This window comes from Nostoc sp. DSM 114159 (assembly GCF_053470285.1).
In genome coordinates, this window is sequence record NZ_JBPFEH010000002.1 from 1 (window position 1) to 19,296 (window position 19,296).

Annotated in this window: 22 protein-coding genes; 8 read left to right on the top strand and 14 right to left on the bottom strand. The window is 42.1% G+C overall.

What is annotated here, in order from left to right; translation table 11 throughout:
* From ACR5KR_RS35060 to ACR5KR_RS35070, 3 genes are all read right to left on the bottom strand, one after another.
* The coding region (locus ACR5KR_RS35060) for an NACHT domain-containing protein (RefSeq protein WP_448270465.1) at positions 1-2,248 on the bottom strand (2,248 nt) is incomplete at its 3' end.
* A gap of 9 nt (positions 2,249-2,257) precedes the next feature.
* On the bottom strand, positions 2,258-4,462 hold the full coding sequence (locus tag ACR5KR_RS35065; RefSeq protein ID WP_448270466.1) for a pentapeptide repeat-containing protein: 2,205 nt from the start codon (positions 4,460-4,462) through the stop codon (positions 2,258-2,260).
* Positions 4,463-4,903: 441 nt separating this feature from the next.
* Positions 4,904-5,044, bottom strand: coding sequence for a hypothetical protein (locus ACR5KR_RS35070; RefSeq protein WP_340097004.1), 141 nt, complete (start codon positions 5,042-5,044; stop codon positions 4,904-4,906).
* A 433-nt stretch (positions 5,045-5,477) separates the two neighbouring features.
* Here ACR5KR_RS35070 and ACR5KR_RS35075 point away from each other — a divergent pair, with 433 nt between their 5' ends.
* Both ACR5KR_RS35075 and ACR5KR_RS35080 read left to right on the top strand, forming a co-directional pair.
* Entirely contained in the window at positions 5,478-5,792 is a 315-nt protein-coding gene (locus tag ACR5KR_RS35075) for a hypothetical protein (RefSeq protein WP_448270467.1), read from the top strand.
* A gap of 332 nt (positions 5,793-6,124) precedes the next feature.
* On the top strand, positions 6,125-6,412 hold the full coding sequence (locus tag ACR5KR_RS35080) for a peptidase (protein ID WP_448270469.1): 288 nt from the start codon (positions 6,125-6,127) through the stop codon (positions 6,410-6,412).
* 325 nt (positions 6,413-6,737) lie between these two features.
* On the opposite strand, the gene ACR5KR_RS35085 is transcribed toward ACR5KR_RS35080, so the two are convergent.
* The 9 genes from ACR5KR_RS35085 to ACR5KR_RS35125 all read right to left on the bottom strand — a co-directional run bounded on the left by ACR5KR_RS35085 (position 6,738) and on the right by ACR5KR_RS35125 (position 12,548).
* Positions 6,738-8,561, bottom strand: a complete 1,824-nt coding sequence (locus ACR5KR_RS35085; protein ID WP_448270471.1) for a type IV secretory system conjugative DNA transfer family protein — start codon at positions 8,559-8,561, stop codon at positions 6,738-6,740.
* Complete coding sequence (locus ACR5KR_RS35090; protein WP_448270472.1) at positions 8,558-9,136, bottom strand: hypothetical protein; 579 nt, start codon at positions 9,134-9,136, stop codon at positions 8,558-8,560. The genes ACR5KR_RS35085 and ACR5KR_RS35090 overlap by 4 nt, the downstream gene beginning before the upstream one ends.
* 76 nt (positions 9,137-9,212) lie before the next feature.
* Entirely contained in the window at positions 9,213-9,884 is a 672-nt protein-coding gene (locus ACR5KR_RS35095; RefSeq protein WP_448270474.1) for a hypothetical protein, read from the bottom strand.
* Between the two features lie 8 nt (positions 9,885-9,892).
* Entirely contained in the window at positions 9,893-10,348 is a 456-nt protein-coding gene (locus ACR5KR_RS35100) for a hypothetical protein (protein ID WP_448270476.1), read from the bottom strand.
* A 92-nt stretch (positions 10,349-10,440) separates the two neighbouring features.
* Positions 10,441-10,635, bottom strand: a complete 195-nt coding sequence (locus tag ACR5KR_RS35105) for a hypothetical protein (protein WP_448270538.1) — start codon at positions 10,633-10,635, stop codon at positions 10,441-10,443.
* Entirely contained in the window at positions 10,607-10,882 is a 276-nt protein-coding gene (locus ACR5KR_RS35110; protein WP_448270478.1) for a hypothetical protein, read from the bottom strand. The genes ACR5KR_RS35105 and ACR5KR_RS35110 overlap by 29 nt, the downstream gene beginning before the upstream one ends.
* Positions 10,879-11,103, bottom strand: a complete 225-nt coding sequence (locus ACR5KR_RS35115; protein ID WP_448270480.1) for a hypothetical protein — start codon at positions 11,101-11,103, stop codon at positions 10,879-10,881. The genes ACR5KR_RS35110 and ACR5KR_RS35115 overlap by 4 nt, the downstream gene beginning before the upstream one ends.
* The gene (locus ACR5KR_RS35120) at positions 11,100-11,333 is read right to left on the bottom strand and encodes a hypothetical protein (RefSeq protein WP_448270482.1); all 234 of its coding nucleotides are present in this window, start codon (positions 11,331-11,333) and stop codon (positions 11,100-11,102) included. The genes ACR5KR_RS35115 and ACR5KR_RS35120 overlap by 4 nt, the downstream gene beginning before the upstream one ends.
* Before the next feature lie 3 nt (positions 11,334-11,336).
* Complete coding sequence (locus ACR5KR_RS35125; RefSeq protein WP_448270483.1) at positions 11,337-12,548, bottom strand: ParM/StbA family protein; 1,212 nt, start codon at positions 12,546-12,548, stop codon at positions 11,337-11,339.
* Between the two features lie 143 nt (positions 12,549-12,691).
* Here ACR5KR_RS35125 and ACR5KR_RS35130 point away from each other — a divergent pair, with 143 nt between their 5' ends.
* From ACR5KR_RS35130 to ACR5KR_RS35145, 4 genes are all read left to right on the top strand, one after another.
* Positions 12,692-12,871 (top strand): hypothetical protein, encoded by a 180-nt coding sequence (locus ACR5KR_RS35130; RefSeq protein ID WP_179076071.1) that lies wholly within the window; start codon positions 12,692-12,694, stop codon positions 12,869-12,871.
* Between the two features lie 224 nt (positions 12,872-13,095).
* Complete coding sequence (locus tag ACR5KR_RS35135) at positions 13,096-13,818, top strand: hypothetical protein (RefSeq protein ID WP_448270486.1); 723 nt, start codon at positions 13,096-13,098, stop codon at positions 13,816-13,818.
* A gap of 281 nt (positions 13,819-14,099) precedes the next feature.
* Entirely contained in the window at positions 14,100-14,339 is a 240-nt protein-coding gene (locus ACR5KR_RS35140; RefSeq protein WP_448270487.1) for a hypothetical protein, read from the top strand.
* A complete protein-coding gene (locus ACR5KR_RS35145) occupies positions 14,339-17,311 on the top strand; it encodes a DUF5906 domain-containing protein (protein WP_448270489.1) in 2,973 nt (990 codons plus the stop codon). Before ACR5KR_RS35140 ends, ACR5KR_RS35145 begins: the two co-directional genes overlap by 1 nt.
* Here ACR5KR_RS35145 and ACR5KR_RS35150 read toward each other — a convergent pair.
* Positions 17,281-17,469 (bottom strand): hypothetical protein, encoded by a 189-nt coding sequence (locus ACR5KR_RS35150; RefSeq protein ID WP_448270491.1) that lies wholly within the window; start codon positions 17,467-17,469, stop codon positions 17,281-17,283. The genes ACR5KR_RS35145 and ACR5KR_RS35150 overlap by 31 nt on opposite strands.
* A 204-nt stretch (positions 17,470-17,673) precedes the next feature.
* On the opposite strand from ACR5KR_RS35150, the gene ACR5KR_RS35155 reads away from it, so the two are divergent.
* Both ACR5KR_RS35155 and ACR5KR_RS35160 read left to right on the top strand, forming a co-directional pair.
* Positions 17,674-18,315 carry a hypothetical protein gene (locus ACR5KR_RS35155; RefSeq protein ID WP_448270493.1) on the top strand — a complete coding sequence of 214 codons (642 nt, stop codon included), beginning with the start codon at positions 17,674-17,676 and terminating at the stop codon, positions 18,313-18,315.
* A 25-nt stretch (positions 18,316-18,340) separates the two neighbouring features.
* The gene (locus tag ACR5KR_RS35160) at positions 18,341-18,661 is read left to right on the top strand and encodes a hypothetical protein (RefSeq protein ID WP_448270495.1); all 321 of its coding nucleotides are present in this window, start codon (positions 18,341-18,343) and stop codon (positions 18,659-18,661) included.
* 54 nt (positions 18,662-18,715) lie between these two features.
* On the opposite strand, the gene ACR5KR_RS35165 is transcribed toward ACR5KR_RS35160, so the two are convergent.
* The gene (locus ACR5KR_RS35165) at positions 18,716-19,129 is read right to left on the bottom strand and encodes a hypothetical protein (protein ID WP_448270496.1); all 414 of its coding nucleotides are present in this window, start codon (positions 19,127-19,129) and stop codon (positions 18,716-18,718) included.
* Positions 19,130-19,296: the final 167 nt, after the last annotated feature.

Consider the following 19,296-nt stretch of genomic DNA (forward strand, 5'->3'; position numbering starts at 1 on the left):
AGCGGCCACCAACACGCTGGAGTAACATACGCTCGGTGCAGTAGTCGAGGAAACGGGCATAGTTCCAGGGGATGTAGCCGTTGAAGTAAAGGATAAGGCGTAAAGTGAAGTGTTTAATAACGGGTGTTCCACTTCTAGGTATCGCCACCAATAATCCAAAAAGTAATCCAGACACAAAGCTAAAAATTAAAGCTTCATTTAAACTATTCTTTTGTAGAATTCGTTGAATCAAAAAGATTAATATTGTGGAAGGTAAAAACACGAAGACTGATAACTTGACTGTATTTTTAGCAGATTGCCAAATACCTTGGTTAGAAATAATTTTATTTTCTATTTCTAAACCATGAAATCCAAAAATCAGCCCCAAAATCAGCCCAGAAATCAGCCCAAAAATCAGCCCAAAAATCACCGGAGAATTCAGCCTAAAAGTCACCTGAGAATTTAGCCCAGAATTCAGCCTAAAAAGCACCTGAGAAATCAGCCCAAAAATCAGCCCCAAAATTAGCCCTCCACTCAGCCCCAAAATCAGCCCAAAAATCAGCCCATTTTTCAAATTATGATAAGAAAACTTTAGAATTTCAATTGCTTCAATTTTATCTCCAATCAGCCCAGAAATCAGCCCCAAAATCAGCCCTCCACTCAGCCCAGAAATCAGCCCTCCACTCAGCCCTCCACTCAGCAGCCCTCCACTCAGCCCTCCACTCAGCCCAGAAATCAGCCCTAAAATCAGCCATTTTATAATGGTTTTGTTGAAAAATTTATTAGACTTAATTAAACCTATCTTTTCAAGTTTATACTCTATTATCTCGCCAAATAATCCATTAAGCAGCCCTCCACTCAGCCCTCCACTCAGCCCAGAAATCAGCCCTCCACTCAGCCCAGAAATCAGCCCTCCACTCAGCCCCAAAATCAGCCCCAAAATCAGCATTTGTATAAATCCCCAAACAATCAAATTATAAATAACTTGGGGAATTTTAGTTTTTAACAAACTAGGTTGGATTTCTTCTATTAAAAACTCAGTTTTCGATTCTTGCAGCATTTCTTGAGCTAACCAAACAAGCCACATTCGCGTTTGTTTAGCATTAGGATGTTTTTTATCAAAATATACTCTAATATTAATATCTCGTGTCAGCATCCGCCCTACATAAGCATCTAGCAAATACTGAATACGGTCTGTTATAGAAGTCAAATTCTGCAATTGTTCAACAGATATTTCTTGAGATGCTAGAACAGTAATGCTAAGTAGTAAAGGAGTTTTAACTAACTCTAGTAACTCTAAGTCACTACTGATAGTTGACCACAGTTCTATATAATTTATAGACGTTAGATAATCACAAATTTGATTGTTAGTTAAAGGCTGTAAATAAATAGCACCATTAAGTTGTAATTGAGTAGCATAGTTACTATATTCCTCAATCCGACTACAAACAACTAAATAAAACGCTCTAGTTTCGCCTGCTAAAAACTGATTAATTTTTTGGACACAAAGTTCTTGACGTTGTGGTTCAAGCTCATCAAGACCATCAAGTAATGGTAGTAATTGCTTATTGTCTACCCACTCTTCACCAAGCTTTTTTGAAACACCATATTTAGATTTAAGTTCTGCCACCAACCAATCAGTTATAGATTGGCGGTCATCTTTCCATGAGGATAAGTTAAATAAAACTGGAACGGGATACTCAGGCTCTTCTTCTGCACGGCTAGCTAAAGCTTGAGCCAGTTCTAATTGTGTGGTAGTCTTTCCTGACCCTGGCGCACCCAATATTAATAGTTTACCTGCAATTTCTTCTGAGTCAAAAACTTTTAAAATTGTTGTGGTGTCTGGGAGAGGTTCAGCAGGCTTTGAACCAATTTTTATCTCTGCATCCCAAGAACGTTTTACCTGTTGTGGTTGTGACTCTTTACCTAAATTAATTAGCACAGCATTGTGTAGAGACTGCCTTAATCGTGCTGTAACTTCTTCCTTGACTGCGGCTAATAGTATCCGTTCATTCTTTGGTCGTGCAGGGTCGCCTATTGGTGCTGTTGTCTGCTCTCTAAAGACAAAATTCCAGGTATTCCCTAGCCAGTTATTGTTACCTTGAACTACTGTATTATTGTCACCTAAAACAGATTTATTATTATCACCTTGAACTACTCGATTTTGATTTCCCTGCACTACATTTTGGGACGTAGAACTATCAGCCTGTTGCCTTGAGCTTGCATCAGGCTGTTGTGGTTCAGAGTTATCAGGTGGCTGCTGACTCATAATTCAGTTTTATAACCCCAATAGGTGAGAACCAGCAGCAACACCTAACCAAGTTGCAACTTTTACAATAATCGGCTTGGCTATTGTCCAGATTTTCTGACCCCCTTCTATGCCCTTGCTCGTTTTATCAAGTGTTTCTGCCACACTTGTTAAACGCTCTAATGCTCGTTGCTTATTTGGTTCTTCTTTATCCGTTGCTTTCTTAGCTGCACTCAAATCTTCAACTATTTCTTCTTTGGTATCGGCTGGTAATTCTGCCCCTTTAATTAAAGCTTCGAGTTGAGCCAGTAACTTGACAACATCTTCTTTAGTGAGTGATTCAGAGGTATCTGCACCCACTTGATTTTGTTGCGTTACCTGATTATTGTCACCAAGGACAGCCTGATTATTATCTCCTTGAACTGCGCGGTTGTTATCGCCTTGAACGTTGTTGACGTTGCCGCCTACAGAACCACCAACTGAAAAGCCACCGGGGTTATTAGTCATAGTACCTACCTCTTCTACTTGGATATTTGAATAAAAGCTTGGGCGCTCTAACGCCGTCATTACCATATTCTCTAATCTGCCGATTTGATTATCTTTTTCGGCTAAAAGTAATTTAATTTCTCGCTCCGGCAAGCTTTTTATCTCATTGTAAGCGTCAAAATATTCTGCACTCAGTTGAGATTTATCAGCTTTTGGTGCTGTCTTAGCACGAAGTAAAAACTTATCCTGTCCCCGTTTCTCCATTGCAACAATTTCAAGTTCAGCTTCAGGGTTATTCTCTGCCAACTGCTTAAATGAAATTGCGATCGCTCTGGGGTCAACTCCTTGGTTATGGTAAAGGTCAAGGGTATCAAAAATTGGTTGAATAAAATCCCCAAACTCTCCATCTGCAAAAACTTCTTTATTGTTATCAGGTTTGCGGAGTGGATCAGGATTTTCTTTTGTGTGCAGTCGCATATAAACGTATTCACACCGCACTCCATCAAATTTGGTGTCGGTGGTAATGCCCCAATCTTGAATGTATGCCCCGGTGAGAGTAGCTCCCGTTAAATCAGTTCCATTAAGTTGTGTCTGTACTAATTTCGCCCTTGATAAATCTGCGTCTTGTAAGTTAGCTTGGCTCAGGTCAGCACCAATAAAACTTGCATCTACCAAATTGACTCCTTGAAAATTGACTCCTCGCAAGTCTTCACGGTCAAAATTCAAGTCTTGTCCTTGAAGAGTCATCAGAACTTGACACACTTGTGTTTTTTGTAGGTAACTTGTTCCCGGACGGACACGGTCGAGCTTTTTAGTTTTGTTGAAACAGGTGCGAGTCAAATCAGCTTTTCTAAAATCCGTACTTTTTAGTGTGGCGGCTGTGAAATTAGCATCAGTTAAGTTGGCATTGCGAAAGCTTGTACCGTTAAAGGCTGCAAAAGCAACAGCGATGTTCCGAATAATGGCGTATTTTTCATCTCCTTTCATTGCTCTCCAACCAATGTAAGCACTAAATAAAACTCCGGCGACGGCGAAGGCTCTGGCGACGGCGAAGGCTTCGGCTAAGGCTCCGGCTCTGGCGAAGAAGTCTCCGGCTCCTCCGACGAAGGCTTCGGCTCCGACTCCGGCTCCGGCTAAGGCGACGGCGAAGGCGACGGCGAAGGCTAAGGCTCCGGCTCCGGCGAAGGCGACGGCGAAGGCGACGGCGAAGGCTAAGGCTCCGGCTCCGGCGAAGGCGACGGCGAAGGCGACGGCGAAGGCTAAGGCTCCGGCTCCGGCGAAGGCGACGGCGAAGGCGACGGCGATGACGAAGGCTCCGGCTAATTGTCCGACGAAGGCTCCGGTTAAGGCGAAGGCTCCGGCGAAGGCTAAGGCTCCGGCGAAGGCGACGGCGACGGCTGAATTTAATCCTTGGCGAAGGATAATTATAAAAATAACAATTACTACTATTAAGGCAGTCCAGCCCATACTCTGATTTGCTAGATTTGAATTGAATATATAAGTTATAAGCGTTCCAGTGAATGCTGAGAAAAATCCTGAAATTCCAGATAGGACGCAAGAAACACAAACTAAAAAAATAGCCCAACGCTTTTGCAATCCAGCAGTAGCATGGCTGAAGTTTGCCCGTTGAAGATTCGCAAGAGTAAAATCTGTACTGCGAATATCTGCATCGCTAAAGTTTGCACCCTCAAGATTTTGACCTTTGAAGGAGCGCCCACGGAGATTTTGACCGGAGTAGTCCTGGAGCATGGCAAGTGCTGTATACAAATTTCTTTTTGGCTACAGATATACCATGAACAATTCCAGAATTTTAACGTTTTAAGTTGATTTTCTATTTCTAGCGTCAGAATTCACTCGGAAATTGCAAGTCATAAACACCCTCGCTACGACGCTCCGCGATCGCGGATTTTAGGCAAGAGGTAGACGAGCGCCTGGGGGAAGAGAGCCTTCTTCAGCAGTTCTGGCTCAAGCCACCAACAGAAAACCCCGGTGATGAACCGAGGGCTAATGTCTGCTGTCTAGTTTCTGTCTGTCTGGTCTGTCCCTTATTCCATAAGGATTCTGTCTCGTTCTGTCCGTCTGCCTGATTAGAAGTGATTTCGATGGTCGAGGCATCTTGCCAGATGGCCAGTCAAAGAGAACAGGGTGGGGTATTATTCGCAATTGACGACAGAGGATTGAGTCATGTCGTCAGTCTTCTGGAGGGCAAGCGCGATGGCGTAACCGCCCGCTAATAGAGCGAACGCGTGGGTTGACAAAGCCCTTTGGAAATAGGAGATTAATTTGGTCAGGGGTGAGGATTTCTGCCCTGCCGAATCTGTTTATTTTCATAGGTTATAGCCTACATTGTCTAATTGCGGCTTCGATTTTCTGACGATAATCTTCATAACCAGATAATAGTTTTATTCCTGCGTCTTCCAAGGTATAAGACATAGTAAATACCTCTAATAATATCCTCATAAGCTCATTTTCCGCCAAAGAGCGCGATAACCAAAAGCAGGTATAGTCCGCACTAATAGGATTCGCTCATGTTGCAGCTGTTTCATTCGATTGTCGGCATTTATTTTCGTTTGGCGTTGTCGATACTGTCCCCGGTTGTGGGCGGGAATGTCGGGAAATGGGTGACTTTAGTCATATTTAAGTAGTGACGTTTAGTATATATGTGTTTTTGATTATTCCGAATATATTGAGAATATTCAAATGAAGTAATACAAGACATAAAAGGTATATGAACCGCTTAAAATCTTTTCTTTTTGGTAGTTTATTGACATCTATTTCAATCGTTGCTCTTTCAACTCATGCTAATGCCAGCGAAGGCAATTTTAAGCATGACCATTTAAATACTAATGCTATAGCTTTTAATAGTCCTAAAGTAATTCGTGAGCGTCAATTGCATGAACAACAGGTTCGTGAACAAAAGGCTCGTGAATTACGTGAGCGTCAAGCTCGTGAACAAAAGGCTCGTGAATTACGCGAGCGTCAAGCTCGTGAACAAAAAGCTCGTGAATTACGTGAACGCCAAGCTCATGAACGCCAAGCCCGTGAATTACGTGAACGTCAAGCTCGCCTTCACTACTAAGATTTAATAGGTTGAATATTTATTCATTGCTATTAGAGAGCTTTCAAAGCTCTCACTCTTCTCAGAAAAAAACCTTATAGTACTAGAATCTGGCATAGTGACTCATTCTCAGTGCTATCAAGAAAGCAACACTTCTGTGCGGCTGTACCTTATTAGTACTTAATTAGATATATACAAATATAGTGAATTAGTTAAATATCACTACTTATGTTTTCGTACCCAGGAGAGAAGTAATAGTACTTGAAGTTTAATAAAAATTATAGTTTAGTTCTGTATAGACTCCCAAAAGTATTCTCTCTTTGAGAATTTAATTTGATAATATAAGGTCACTTATGAACCGAGCTGTTCGCAAATATCATCGTCAGATTGCCATCATTTTATGCTTGCCTTTATTTCTGACTGTACTCACAGGTATGTGTTTTACTGTTGTTCATGAGTGGTTTCACCAACGTGAATTAGGTGAGTTGATTCTACATATTCACACTTTAGAAATCATCCATTTAGAAAAAATATATCCAATTTTCAATGGGTTGGGATTAATTGGTTTGTTAATTACTGGTTTGAGTATGACGGGTTTATTTCATAAACGTACAGATTCAAAATCAAAATATAGCTCATAAACCTACTAGACTTTCTATACAAGTGCGCTCACATTTTCATTCTCAAGAGATAAACCCTTTATGAGCAAGTTCTCTCACAAGGGGAAATCTCTTTTATTCCCGTTTTTTATCGTCTGATTTTTATATTTTTATTGTTACTAATGCTTTTCTTAAATACGCGATTTCTTATTGGTGTCTCTGCCGTGGTTGTCCGCGATGCCGTAAAGCTGCCGTAGGCTACGACCTATACAGGGCAAGAATTGTCGTAATTGTGCCGTATGCCGTGGACATCTAGAAAAGCCCGTAAAACATCCCTTATTATGACCACGGCATCACGGCAGGACTTTCACCAATCAGGCAGGGAATAGCTATCAAAAGCGTCAGAATTTATCTTATCCCTCTCAACTAATTCAGCTAACCCATCAATTAAGTCTTGCTCTGAGTAGCCAGATAGCCTGTCAGCTTTCTTCAAATCGCGTAATGTTTTTGGCGTTTTATTCTTGACATTCTGGAAGTATTCATAAATCTTTTTAGCCACCTCAGATAATGGTTTTGGATGTAGATTGTGAGCAGCAGTTAAATTAAATTCCATGTCAAATACTCTATCTAGATATTCCTGCTCCGAAGCAATGGAGTTGACTTGATTAGATAAAAGGGGCATTAATGCCACAACAAAACCCCCAACGGAAGCAATCATAACTGGACGCAGGTTTTGATAAGAGACTGCTTTAATATCCAAGTATTTAGATTTAATTTGCTCCCTTTCTTGCTTACCGGGAATAATGTCACCTCTATTTAAAATCAGTTCCAGCACCCCATAAGATTCTTGCTCCCTAGAGTTCTTGATATACCTGTTACCTAACAACAATAAATTGAGACAAAGACGAGTTTGTGCATCCATCTTCTCAATGCCCAAAGCCGCCAAATTAAAAGACTGTAAGGAGGCAATAAACTTAGTATTAAACTCTCTGCCAATCAGTAAAACATCAAGTAATTTACCTCCATAATTCCAATCAGAGTAATGCCTGCTCAATTGGTCAGCAATCACTAACCAATCATCCAGAATTAGAATCAATGGTGGTAAGGATTCGCGCTTTGATTCTGGTAGCTGTTTACGCTTTTTGTAGTCCGTGTAAAAGTTGTCAATTACCTCTTTGGCTAGGTCTGGGTTTTCCCCGTCAAAAACAATTACCCTTTCTTTCTCTCGTAAACCACAGAAACTATCATTCTTAGCACTAATTACCCAGATATCCGCGTTGGGAGAATCTGCAAGGATTTTCTCAATCAAATAATTGAGGGTGACTGATTTACCGCTTCCCGGTGCGGCAACTAAAGCAGTGGAACTATCTGCTCTGGCTAGGGCTTGCAAAGTATTCAGGGCAAGAGATTCTGATGGGTCAAGGCTACCATTCGTATTTTGTTGTAGCGTCTCTTGAGAGCTTCCTTCAACCTTATCCCCAGGATTAGCAATATCCTGCATTGACTGCCCTGGTAATGCCCCGGCTGGTTGACCCATTGCCTGTTGCAGTTGCACCCGTGCTTCGGCTTCTGCCCTTAACCTCACTTGCTCCTGAAAGATAGCTAACTCTTGCGGTGTCATTTGAGACAACTGCGCGGTTCTTACCCGTCTATTCTCAGACCATTGGTGAAATTCGTAGTCTAACTGCGCGGTGTAGCTTTCTTTGTGGAGCCTTAAACCGTATCTTAGTTTGGCGATTAGCCAATTGCTACGAATTTCTTCCCTAACTGAAGGCATTAGTTGTAGCAATCGCCATTCCCTAGCTTTAGATAAAGCGAAAGCGCTACCAGTTGCCACAACGGAGGCTAGGCCCCAAAGCGATTTATCAGGGTTGCTTGGTGGAATAATTCTTAATCTGGTTGCTTTGGTTGGTAGAAAATTATCACGTTGAAACTCTGGGTTAGCTGGGGCATAAGCTTCAGCATAAAATTCCGACTCTGGCATTATGTAACGCTTGTTGGGAGTGCAGTACCTTTGACGGTTAACGGGTTTGGTGAGCGTTGAGGGGATGAAGCAATATTCAACCAAACTCTGCTGAGTTCCTGTAAATGACTTTGCCCCACAAATTAACCCGATGGCCGCCAGCACTCCCACGGTGATATTGTTCACAGTACCAGAGCGCAAATATTCTTCAAATTGTTTGCGTTTCATTGGTTTGTTCCCCTGACGATTGCTGCCAACACCAACAACCCAAAAGCAGCTAACCCAAAACTGAGCCAAGGTGTTTCATTTTTTGGAGTTGGCTTAACTTCATAGCTTTTAACCTCCTGATAGAACCGCGTCTTACCTGCTTTTGATGCATTGGAGACTGCTCGATATTCGTCAAAGGCAATCCACAGCGAAGCTCCTACACTTGCAGTTTGGGCAGTCGCTACCAAAAAATCTTTGTCAATGTGGATTTGTCCATCGTATTGAAGCTTGGTCAGGGTATTGGCAAAAAATAGCCCAAGTACAATGCTGCCGAGTGTCCCAGAAGCGATCGCGGAAATCCCTAGAGTTGTTAGTAGGCTGACTCCAGCATTGGCGGTGAACACTCCCAAGAATGTGGCTAGGGCTTTGTTGAGCAGTTGCTTGTTAGCGAAAACATCGCGGATAGATTGCTCTAACCGTTCGCCGTCTTCGCTCTCCGGGGTCGGTTTTTCTGAAGTAGTTTCACCCCAGAGCATTGGTGTGGACTGTTCACTGGTGTTTTGGAACTGCGATAATAGGGAATCAATTTCATTCATGTTTACCTCGCAAGAGGGGTGAAACAGAAAAAGCCAGAGTTTTTGCTAACAACTGGCTTTCCGACTTACTTATGGGTTAGATGCCCATAAAATTGCGGAACCACTGCCCTACACGACTAATGCCAGCAGTGCGCGAGTAATTGGGCTTGGGTATGCGGTCGGTTGAGGCTTCACTGCCATTTGTCCACAGTGCGCTAGTTACGGCGGTTTCGTATGCCCTATCCGCCGCGTCTTGAGTCTCAGGCAGTTTGTTAGAAGCTTTGATTAAATCAACTTCATACTTAGCCAATGCCATAAGGTCGGCAGTAGCCCCAGATATCTGAATCAAGGATGAGCGTTGAGCGTGACGGGTTGCCTCCGCAGTGGTGGCGTTGACGTGTTCTGCCTGCATCTCGGACATCTCATTTTTGAAACGCTGCTCTCCTGTCTTACTAGTGTTGATAGCTTTCAGGGTTTGCGTTCCGTGCTTCTGGGTTAGTTGCACTAGTTCAGCGTAGGCTTGATTTATATCGCCTGTGGTTTCAATGATTTTCCGGTATGCCTCCAAAGCCTTGGGTAAATTGGCTTTGGCAGTGTCAGACAGTCGCGCCATGTCTGCAATTTTGGTGATTACCGTTTGATCGCCAAGGAGGGCTTTGTTGAAGTCCGATTCTGAGACATCAAACAGTCTGCCCATTGCTCCTAACGTACCGGGGGCATTGTTGGGAATATGGTTTTTGAGTTTTGCTGCTCCAAAATTACGTGCCATTTTATCTCCTAATAAGGGATGTAGTCATAGTCGATATTGCTGGATGATTGGGGCAACTTATCCCAGTAACCCATCTCTGAAAATCGGCTATAAATTCTCGTTGCTAATTGCCGTATTGGGTCGTCAAAATCATCAGAGATTAAATCAAATCTCTTCTCACCAAACGCCAATATATTTGCAATATCAGGGTCAATCCCATTACCCAAGAATTGACCAAATGCAGCAGAGTATGGATGGTCATCGATGGTTGAATGAGTTGCTAAGAATTCAGTTCCAGTGAAGGGTGGGTAATCTTCACTCTCGAATAACGGTGTGGAGAGTGCCTGAATATCTGCCTCAATATCCGCCTCAATCATTGCTGCCCATTGTTCAGGATTTTCTACTTTGAATTGCTGCTTTCTTAGGGCGGAGTCAGTCAGAGGTGATTTGCCCCAGTCGTTGGGATTTTTGTAATCGAGTGCCATGCTGCTAAAATCCTTGTAACGATGTGTACTTGATGCACTTTCGGATGAGGCGATTGCACTTACTTTGCTCGGTCAGGGCAATCGCTTTATCATCAGTTCTCACAAAACTCATTTAATTCAAAAACCTCTCTCTGCACTTGGTTTTGGCTTAGTTCAAAGCGTCTAGCTTTCGAGTCATTGAAAATGAAAGGTGCATTGACTCGACAATTAGAGTGGTGGCTGTAGCGCAGTTGTTGACCACGGAATTCGTAGAGGTGGTTACGTTGCAAGGCTGTCGTTGAAAGCATAAGGTTGTCCCTCAACTTGGGAATAAAACTCGATATTTAGGATTGCTTCGTGAATCTCCATCAAGGCTTGCACTGCATCGCCCAGACGCAGGTCATTCGATGTACTGAACTGCTCGGAGGCTTCGATTTGCTTGTAATTGGGAGATGCTTGCACGAACCGAAGAATCTGTTCGCAACCGAGGATGATGGTCATTATTTCGGTTGTTGTTAGGCTTGGCTGTGTCTTTTGGGTGTCTTGGTCGCTCATGACTTCCTTCCTTTTCTTTGAGCTTTTATCGGTGCGGTTGGGGCTTGTGGCTGGTTCGGTTTTTGAAGTACATAGCTGATTGCACCTCCACCCCCGATAGCTGCGGCGATAGTGAACATATTGTTACGACCGAAGTACTGGACTCCGAAATAGCCAAAAGCGATCGCTGCTGCTGTTGCACCAATGCCTAAAATCGTGTTTCTGAATCTGGTTCTGTTCATGCTGCCCCTTTAAAATTAGTGACCATTGCGCTAAGTGCCGATTTATTGGGCTGTGTAGATTGCACTGTTTCGGGTTTGGGCGATGGTTGTACATTGCCATGTTGAAAAATCAACTTCTCTACACCTGCTGATAATGCCTGTGTCGGTGCATCTTGAGGTAAATCAAACATCTTGCACAATTCAATTACTGCTAGGTAGGAGATGGTTATACGCCGAGATTCGTAATTCATTAATTAGGCTCCCAAAGATATTTGAGTTAATAGTTTCAACCCCAAGGCATTGATAAATTGGGGATTATTCAAAATCACAAAGCCTAAACCGGCTAAGTTTTGATCCACTACTGGCAGCGAAACACCCCCACCCCAGGCGACAAGGTATTTAGCGCGGTCTAGATAATTGCCAGCAGTCACAAAGTTGGCGAATTTCTCAATCCTGGTACTCCACCATTCATCTAGGCACTGGCTGTACTCTGCCTCAAACTTCTTGCCCGTGAGGTGGTTGCCTCCATAAGTGAAAGTTCCTTCAAGAATCCCCTGGTTAACGAGGCTGGGCGAGTGTTTCACATCCTTGGACAACAGACTTACTCGGTCGTTTCGCTTGTCGAGAGATCCGGCAATCATGCTGTGCAGTTCACCGCAACCACCCTCAATTAGGTGACGGTCAATCACTGCACCGCTACCGTTAAAGACAGTTACCAACCAAGTTGATGAACCGATATCGAGTGCGATCGCTAATTCTGAGGGGTCAAGAATTAGGGATGCTTCACCGAATAAACAATGGGCAATGCTGCCAAATCCTTCGGGGTAAATGCCTGCAACCGCGATGTCAACTGTCTTGCTGACAATGGAACGAGTAAGTGGGTGCAGATGTTCAAAGGTGTGAGTACCAGACACTCTGCGTTTAATCTCAGTTGCCCAGCGTTCTGGGTTGTGATTGCTCAAACTAATCGAAAGCTTGAACCCATCGGGAATATTCAGAACCGCTAAGTCTGCAAGTATGCTTTCTAGTGCCAGTTCTGCTTTTTTGGCTTTATCCTCGTGCAGCAAAGTGTGGTCACTTTGGGCTAGAGCCGCACTACCCCAAAAGAATTGAACGTCTTTTAAGTCCAGGCGTGAACCTTCTACATATCGAACCCATGCCCCATCTTTTGAGATGGTTTCGTGGTGCATGATGTTTCGGTTGCGAACAAGTGAGTATGCGGCAGGCATCATGATAGAAAAATCACCGATGATTGCCTTGCCATACCCTGCACCTGAGTCTTTTCCGACGATCAAGTCAGTTAGCCCTGATTTGGCTAACAAATCCGCTTGAACTAGCCAATTTTTGGCATTGGTGTATGTGGTTGTCATGGTTCTGTTGTTTGTTAAAGTCTTGTTTTTTCTGGCTTGGCGTTGATTTTTAGGCAAATCACGATAAATCCAAATATCCAGTTTGGGGCTTGCCATCACTTCGCTTTCCGGCTTCTATCACCTCTGTTCTGCGTCGTTTTTTGGCTTGCTAATGTTATGTTAACGCAATATTGTGCTGTTGCAACAGCGTGTTAAATGATGTTTTGTTATTGCAACAGTAAAATGAAGCAATAAATCTTATGAGTAATGGCATGGGGAGACGTAATAATCCAGACTATTCACAAATAACCGCTTTAATATCAAAAGATATAGCTAAAAAGTTTCGCCTCTACTGCACGGATCAGGAAATTCAGATTACAGACGCGGTTGAAGAAGCAATTAAAGAGTATCTGAGTAAAAGAGGTGTCTCACTAACTTGATGTTGCAACATTGCGCTAAAATCGCTGTGAAGCTGAAAAGCGATCGCAGAACATAAACAGACTAATCAAAACAAACCAGTATGACGATGACTATATAAAACGTTTGATACTACCTGCACTGGATAAAGAGTCTAACAAATGGCTATTAGTTCAGAAATGCAGTGTCAAGCATTAGTATCAGTACAGCCCGTATTAATTTCACATCATTAATTTTGATGCTGCCAATGTTAGCCGTGAAAGACCCACAAAGCGATTTTCAACTCCCCCTGCATAACGAAGCAGCATTAAAGTGGATTAGGGAGACGAAAAATTACTACTCCACTGTTGCTCTAGCAGTTGGTGGTACTGCGCTGGTATCTGGCAGCTTCATTAATCCGGCTGCCTGGGCTGCTTTTGCATTGGCTTACAAACCGTTGGTGATCATTCAAAAACTTGCACGGTTGGAAAAATTAACCGACCTACTTTTACAAGAGTTTAAAAGCCAGGGGATAGAAATCTTTCCATTTCCGGGAGGAGAGAAAAACCCTATTGACTTGTTTATTAGATTTCCACGAACAACTCACCTGTTTATCTCCATTCGTTCGATAGGAGATAGGGAGGTAGTCTACAACGAAGCCAGGGAAGCTTTACAACTCAGAAAGAAGGATAAGAATGGTTTGACAACCTGGAAACCTTGTCCACTACTTGAGTTGGCTGATTACGAAAAGTGGCTTAACAAAAACAGAGACTTGTTCGCAATGTCTTCTCGTGAAGCTACAAAAACGCCAACAGCAAAAGTTTTAGCCTTATGGACTCCTACTAGAGCGGCTTCAAATCTCAATGAACATTTATATTCGTCCGTGGGAAGTATGAGAATTCTGGCTCTTAGGAGAAAAGGTACTATGTTTGTGATTCAAGAGGGGGAAGTAATCGAGTTTGTTAGGGCTTGGTTAGCCCAATACAAATAGGCTAAAAGTTGAAAACCCCTTCGTCCAGTGTGGACAACGGGGCTTTCAAAATTAATTCCATTGGAATTGGGGATTGGGTTTCGCAGCCTAATTAGTATCCCTAATAGTAATTTTATCTTACACGATCAGGTGTAAAGCCAATGTAATACTGGCTCACCAGATATAAAGAGTGTTTCAAGAATTTTAGCAAAGCATGATTTTTGAACGTTTGTACTAGAAAATTACTGCCACGGGATAGCTCCAATTCCTCCACTACATACACATACTGGAGGATTTGTAAAGTGTCAAAAAAACAGCTATTTCATACTGATACTACCAGCAAGCTGCTATTCGCAACTATTGCTAACCCTTACCCCCACTGCGGTAAAACAGACTGGTGCTGCTTAATAGGTTCTTTTACAGTCTGCGATCGCGATCGCTTTTATCAGCCTAGCTATGCACTGGGCCAACCTAAACAATCGCCAACTTATGTATTAAGCAATTGTCAAAAATTAAATAATGTTCAAGGAGGTATCGCGTAATGGTTGCACAATTCCCCAATCAACAGGCGTTTTCCTCCTTCGACATCCGAAATTTTCAAGATCAGCTAGAGCCGTCCAAAACTAAAAATAAGTTTATTTGTCCAGTTTGTGGCGGTAATGACTTATCTATTGTCCCAGAAACCGGGAAGTACAGATGCTTCAATAATTGTGAGTGTAAGGACATCAGAGAGGCGATTAAACCTTGGGCTGAAGTTTTAGCAGAAAGGACAGGGGCTAATTACACTCCCTCACCCAGAAGAAATTCACCTCAGCCCAAGACGGTCAAGCCCAAAACAACAATAATTCCCGATGATTTTGCACTGGTCAGGTTAACTGAGCCAGCAACAGATATTCCCCAGCCCCAGCCACTAACAAGCAAGCCGCCAAAAGGCATCCCCGGTCATGCTTCACAAGTAACCTATCCTTACGGAAAATCCCAATGGGTAGTTCGCTATCAGTGGAAAGATACCAGCAAAGAGAAGGGTTATGATAAGTCCTTCCGCCAATGGCACAGGCTCCCGGACGGCACACCAGAGATGAGAAAAGGGGATGAACCCTGGAAAGCTTACCGCATTGAAGAAGCGATCGCCGCTAGTAAATTGGTGCAAGGAACCCCGGCAATACTCCAGCACGAAGGGGAGGGGTGCGTTGAAGTTGCTCGAGAGCATGGGCTTGCTGGATTTACGTTCCAGGGCAGTGCATGGGACAAAAAATCAATCCTGCCAGAATACCAACTCTTGAAAGAGTCAGGCATAGGGCTAATCATTTTTCTACATGACCCAGACAACACTGGACTAAAGAAACTCCAGACCTGCCTTGAATGTGCGGCTGAAGTAGGAATTGCTCTTGTTGGGATTAACCCAAATGACATCTGCCCCGATTTACCATATAAATCAAGTGACATCAAAGAAATCTTGGGGCAGATGGAAGTACCAGAGTTTATCCGCAGGTTAGAAGCAGAAATTCATGTGGCAGTTAACGCTCGTCAAGCAGCCGAAAGTCACATAAATAATGATGCTTCGACTCAAGAAACAGGTACAAGTTTTTTACAGCAAGCTTATCATTATCTATTCGGTGATAAATCTTGGATTTGTGCAAACGATGAGCTTTATTACCATGCACGGAATCATTACAAGTATTCCCCAGACTCAAAAGAACGTAGGCGCATTTCTGATTTCTGTGATGCTTACAAAGTTGAAGCTCCGAACGGAAAAATAACTTACCCTTACGCTTCTCCTACCTGGGTAAAGAAAGTTTTAGAGTGGGCGAAAATGCGAACAGAAATCGACCCAGAATTAATCAATCCACCAGGAGTTAACTGCATTAATGGAATCGTTCGAGCCGTCTGGAATGGCAAGAATTTTACTATAACGCTATCCCCACATACCCCCGAAGATTACTTTATTTATGAGCCATTAATAGAGTACGACCCCAACGCTGATAGTACAGATTGTGAGCGCTTACTCGCTTGCTTAGATAAGCCACAGCAAGAAGTTCTTTTACGAAATCTTGCTGTATCCCTTGACCTCCAAACTGTTAGAAAGGTTAGAGGAAGAGAAGCGAAAGCATTACTGGCGGTAGGACTAGGGTCAAACGGTAAAGATGCGATTCGCAAATGTGTATCTATTATTTATGGAGAGACTGGGATAACCAGCATATCTCTATCTGACTTTCAAGCTTACGATGAGGGCAGAAAGTTCGGACTTGCGCCACTAATGCATTCTCGGCTTAATTGGGCATCAGAAAACCCACAAACTTGCAGACTTGATAGAATACAAAGTCTGAAATTATTTGTCACAGGTAATAAGTTACATTGCGAACGAAAGGGTAAAGACCACATCGAGTTTACCCCGAACGCAACAGGCATATTCAACTTAAATGAAACGCCACCATTACAAGGGGTAATGCAAGCTACTCAAGATAGAATCGCAGTTTTGGAGTTTCTAAAAACATTTGTAAAAAATCCTGACCCCAACAACCCGAACGAATTACAAGCTGACTCACGTTTTGCTGATGATTCAGAGTTTGTTAGAACGAAAGTAGCCCCAGCGTTTTTAAATAAAATGTTAGAGGCTCTTAACAATCTTATCAAAGAAGGCATTGACTACGAATGTACAACTGATGCCTTCCGTAACGTTCAAAAAGACAACAATCATTTATTCCAATTCCTAGAAGATAACAACATAGGTTATTTGGAAGGGGGAGAGATTAGCGCACGGGCTTTATGGTCAATGTTAGAGATGTGGTACACCCAAAACGGCACACTCACTATAGATGAGAGCAACCGCAGATCATGGATCGACCAAGCCCGCCCCAGTGATAAAAACGTGAAGGGCATTAACCAAATCATTCCCCGCATCTCCCAACTGTTTCCGAAAGCGGTCAAAGGGACTAGGTACTGTGAAGTTTCAAAAAGAAACATCCCAATACTGAAAGGCATTGGGATTTTAGAAGTTACCCGCACCACTTTAGGCGAAACCCGCACCACTTCCGCACCACTTTCCGCACCAGAAACAACGCAAAATCAGGACTTCCGCACCACCCGCACCACTTTTTCGGATTCCACAGAAAACATTGAAGATCGGGAAATGCAATTAAATCTTCTGACTGCTCCAATGGAAAAAGAAGAATATGTACCCTCAACTGGTGCAAGTGGTGCGGAACCCTTGCCAAATAAGGAAAACTGCTGCGTAAACTCCTGCGTCACTGGTGCGGAGCAGCTAGAAAGTGGTGCGGGTGAATCCGAAGAGGTTGAATTTCTCGATAACCCAATCTCGCTGCTACAGGCTGAAAGCGAGGGCGACGATATCAACCTATATATTGGGCATCTGGTTGAAGTGCGATCGCTTTCCGGGGCTGTTAAGTTCGCGGGTGAGATGATCGGTTACGACCCAACTCACGGGACTATTACTGTAGCGACTGAGGAAGGCAACCGAGATGTCTACCTCAGAGAAACATTTGTAATTGGTTGAGTTGTCTTATTAACACCAGAGATTTCTTGAATAGAGGCGATCGCTTTCTTAACTGCGCGGAACGTGCGATCGCGGTCATTGTCTAAGCCATGACTGAAGATTAGCTGTATTTCTGACTGCGTTAGAACTTTGGCGCGTCCATGCCAATTGATTTTCATTGGCAGACTGTAGACCCTGCGATCCACAGCCTACAAGATTTGAATCCAATTAATCAAAGTAGCTTGACTCAAGTTAGGAAGAAGTCGCCAAAATCTGATCATGCTGATGACGACATTCAGCGAGTTGAATAAAGATCATTATTCTTTTCCAAGATAGGTGTTCGTTTTTTAACTATTTATTGGGTACTCTAACCTCAGAATGTCTTGAAAGAATATAAAAATTTACAAGGAAAGATGATGATTAGTTTTTCTCGCAATCAAGAAAACTGGATTAGCTATGAAAAAGGTTATGAGCCATATATAGGAATAATGACAGCAGATAAGCTGGAGAAAGCTTTTGAAAGAACAGAAAAAACTTTTAATCAAGCAATTATAGAAGAAGATTCTAAAAGATTGCTTGATATTATGAACAGTTTGAAAAAGCATAATAAATTTTTCAGGCTACCTAGTATTGCATACGTTGAAATTGAAAGAGAAGAAGATAATGATGATGATAATCCTATACGAAATAATTACATCATAGGAGGCAGGCATAGAATAACAGCATTACTAAGATTACTGGAGAAAAGTAATAAAAATAAATCTCATTTTGAAGTTCAGGTAGAAATGAGAAAAGTAAATAAATTTTTGGATATTATTGAATTAATTATTGCAGATAATGAAGGAAGGAGTATGTCAAAAAGTGAAGAAATTTACTTACGACAGCTTCAAGAAATTTTGCCTCTGATTCAAGATCCTAATATAACTTTCGCTCAATTTATAAATCAAATTCTAAATAATAATGCTGTTAATAAAAAAGGAAAAGAAAACATCATATCTGCTTATGTAGATTACCAAAAAAAATAATTTGGGTTTCAATTCAATTAGAAAATTGCACGGCAGCAAAACATATACACAATTAATAATAAAGTCGTTATTAAATAATCTTTTAAATACAAATCCTAAATTAGGAAAATGGGATGGAATAAAGTTGGAACGTGCAATAAAGTGGTGCTGGGGAGGTTACAAAGAAAGCCCTATTACAAATGTAATTAACAAATCCAATATTCCTTGGCGTAGTAAAAATAAGCCATTTATAGCAACATTACGGGAAACTCAGAAGTTAGCTAATGGCGATATTTATATAGGTAGATGCTATAAGGAGATAGCAGATTACGCGCTAGAAGAATGGGAGTTTGCTAATAAGCCTTGAGACAAATTAAATAAAAAACTACTCTCCTCCTCAGTCTTTTCTCTAGTCCCATCACTACCAACCTCTCGCACCTATTTTTTTACACACATAGATCATTCCCATTCCACTGCCAGATTGTGACTTAAAAGTTATTTCTTCGGGTGCCTCATCTTGTTCTAATAGTTGCCCTGACTTACTGTAAGTTTCCATACTAGTAACTGTTAATCTAGAATCAGCACAATCAGCATAGAAAGTAATTTTAAAAATTTTACCAGCATGACTTGTAATTAATTTAAATTCAGTTCCTTCGATTTCTTGTGTATCAAGGAGGATGGATTCACCTCTTTCGTTAGCACCTAAATATTTATATCTTTCAGCTTGTTGTGCATTCGCACTTCCGGCAATTAAAATTCCAGTGATAATTGTGAATGCTGTAATTATTTTAAGACGCATATAAGTTTTGGCTATTTGACTTTTTTTAGCTTGCACCTTAATACTTTTTTAATCCTCAGTAATCACATCAGAAGTTGTATAAAGACTTAGTAAACTGTTCCTTAATTTGCAGAAGACAACAAAATTTATTTGTAGCGACTATTATCGCCAAAAAGAATGCTGAGGATGATTTGAGGCAGTTGTTAGAGAACAGCACCACAGAA